This is a genomic window from Sporichthya sp. (assembly GCF_013815995.1).
In the GTDB taxonomy this organism is placed as follows: domain Bacteria; phylum Actinomycetota; class Actinomycetes; order Sporichthyales; family Sporichthyaceae; genus Sporichthya.
Map to the genome: position 1 here is coordinate 1 of NZ_JACDFE010000377.1, position 2,315 is coordinate 2,315.

At 73.9% G+C, this 2,315-nt stretch carries 3 protein-coding genes; all 3 read left to right on the top strand.

Features of this window, described 5'->3' with window-relative positions; all coding sequences use genetic code 11:
* Positions 1 to 198: 198 nt before the first annotated feature.
* The gene (def, locus tag H0X00_RS23460; protein WP_293775249.1) at positions 199 to 744 is read left to right on the top strand and encodes a peptide deformylase; all 546 of its coding nucleotides are present in this window, start codon (positions 199 to 201) and stop codon (positions 742 to 744) included.
* Positions 745 to 747: 3 nt separating this feature from the next.
* Positions 748 to 1,683: a methionyl-tRNA formyltransferase gene (gene fmt, locus H0X00_RS23465; RefSeq protein WP_293775250.1), complete on the top strand. Its 936-nt coding sequence runs from the start codon at positions 748 to 750 to the stop codon at positions 1,681 to 1,683.
* Positions 1,680 to 2,315, top strand: a 636-nt coding sequence (locus H0X00_RS23470) for a transcription antitermination factor NusB (protein ID WP_293775251.1), incomplete at its 3' end; no start/stop codon positions are given. The genes fmt and H0X00_RS23470, both read left to right, overlap by 4 nt.

Here is a 2,315-nt window from a genome sequence, read left to right on the forward strand (position 1 = left end):
CCCGTGCCCAGGGCAACGAGCTGGCCGCGGCGCTGCGGGCCGGCGCGGGGGTGCGCAGCGCGCGCAAGGCCGCGGGGGCGGTGCGGATCCAGGTCGACCCGGCGGTGCTGGGCTAGCAACTGGGCTGACCGCCCGTTCTCCCACGGCCACCTAGACTGGCCGGGCCATTTCGACGATCCGACCCAGGAGCTGCACCGCGTGGCGATCCAGCCCATCCGCCTGTTCGGCGATCCCGTCCTGCGCACCCCGGCGGCCCCGGTGACCGAGTTCGACCTCGAGCTGCGCAAGCTCGTCGCCGACCTCACCGACACCATGCAGGGCGCTCCCGGCGTCGGCCTGGCCGCCCCGCAGATCGGCGTCGGCCTGCGGGTGTTCACCTACTACGTGGACAACGACCTCGGACACCTGATCAACCCCTCGCTGGAACTCTCCGAGGACGAGCAGGACGGCGATGAGGGCTGCCTGTCGATTCCCGGCCTGGTGTTCCCGACCGTGCGCTCGTTGCGGGTGGTGGCCAAGGGTCAGACCATGTATGGCGACCCGGTCACTCTCTCCGGCTCTCACCTGCTGGCCCGGTGCGTGCAGCACGAGACCGATCACCTCGACGGGATCCTGTTCCTCGACCGGCTCGACGACGAGACCCGCCGGCAGGCGCTGCGGGCGATCCGGGAATCGGCGTGGGCGGACGAGCCGCTGCCGGAGATCCGCGTCTCCCCGCACGCCACTGCCGGCCGCGCGCTCTAGCTGATGCGTCTGGTTTTCGCCGGTACCCCCGAGGTCGCGCTCCCGAGCCTGGCCGCGCTGCTCGATTCCTCGCACGAGGTGGTCGCGGTGGTGACGCGGCCGGATGCGCCGACCGGTCGGGGTCGCACGTTGCGCCCGAGCCCGGTGGCCGAACTCGCGGCCGAGGCCGGCCTGGAGATTCTGCGCCCGCCGACGCCGAAGGATCCGGAGTTCCTGGCCCGGCTGAGCGAGATCGCGCCGGACTGTGCTCCGGTCGTGGCCTACGGCGGCCTGTTGCCGGACGCAGCCCTGGCGATCCCGGCGCACGGCTGGGTGAACCTGCACTTCTCGCTGCTGCCCGCCTGGCGTGGCGCCGCGCCGGTGCAGCGGGCCGTGCTGGCCGGGGACGAGATCACCGGCGCTACCGCGTTCCGGATCGTGCGCGAACTCGATGCCGGCCCGGTCTTCGGCATCCTCACCGAGACGATCCGGCCGGGCGACACCAGTGGCGCGTTGCTCGAGCGGCTGGCGTCGGCCGGCGCGGGGCTGTTGCTCGCGACGATCGACGGGATCGAATCCGGAACGGTCGAGGCGATGCCCCAGCCGAGCGAGGGGGTCTCGCTCGCGCCCAAGCTCAACGTCCCGGACGCCGAGGTGGACTGGAAGGCCCCGGCGATGCACGTGGACCGGCTGGTCCGGGCCTGCACGCCGGCCCCGGCGGCGTGGACCACCTTCCGCGGCGAACGGCTGCGGCTCGGTCCTCTGACGCTGCGTCAGGACTGCCGGGGCCTGGCCCCCGGGGAGCTGGTCGTGGAGAAGAACACCGTGCTGGTCGGGACCGGCAGCCACGGCGTCGCGCTCGGAGAGGTGACCGCGCCGGGCAAGAAGGCGATGCGGGCCGCCGACTGGGCGCGCGGCGCCCGACCGGAGATCGGCGAGTTCCTGGGTGGGCCGGCATGACCTCTCCTGGACATGGGCCACGCAAGCAGGGCCCGCAGCGGCGACCGGGGCCCGCGGATCCGGCCCGGGAGGCCGCCTTCGATCTGTTGCGCGCGGTCGATGAGCGCGACGCGTACGCCAACCTCGTCCTGCCCGGTCTGCTCCGCGAACGCGGGCTGTCCGGTCGCGACGCCGCGTTCGCCACCGAGCTCGGCTACGGCACCCTGCGCGGGCAGGGCACCTACGACGTGATCGTCGGCGCCTGTGTGGACCGGCCCGTGGCGAAGCTCGACCCGCCGGTGCTCGACGTGCTCCGGCTCGGCGCGCACCAGTTGCTCGCGATGCGCACGCCCTCGCACGCCGCCGTCTCGGCGACGGTCGAACTCTGCCGGTCGATGGTCGGCCCCGGGCCGGCCGGTCTGGTCAATGCCGTACTTCGCAAGGTCTCCGCGCGCGACCTCGAGGCGTGGGTGGCCGAGCTGGCGCCGGATCCCACCGCCGACCGCGCCGGGTACCTCGCGCTGCGGCACGCCCACCCCCGCTGGGTGGTCTCCGCCTTTGCCGACGCCCTCGGTGGGGACTGGGACGAGGTGGACGCCGCCCTGGCGGCCGACAACGTCCCGCCGCGGGTGACGCTGGCAGCCCGCCCGGGC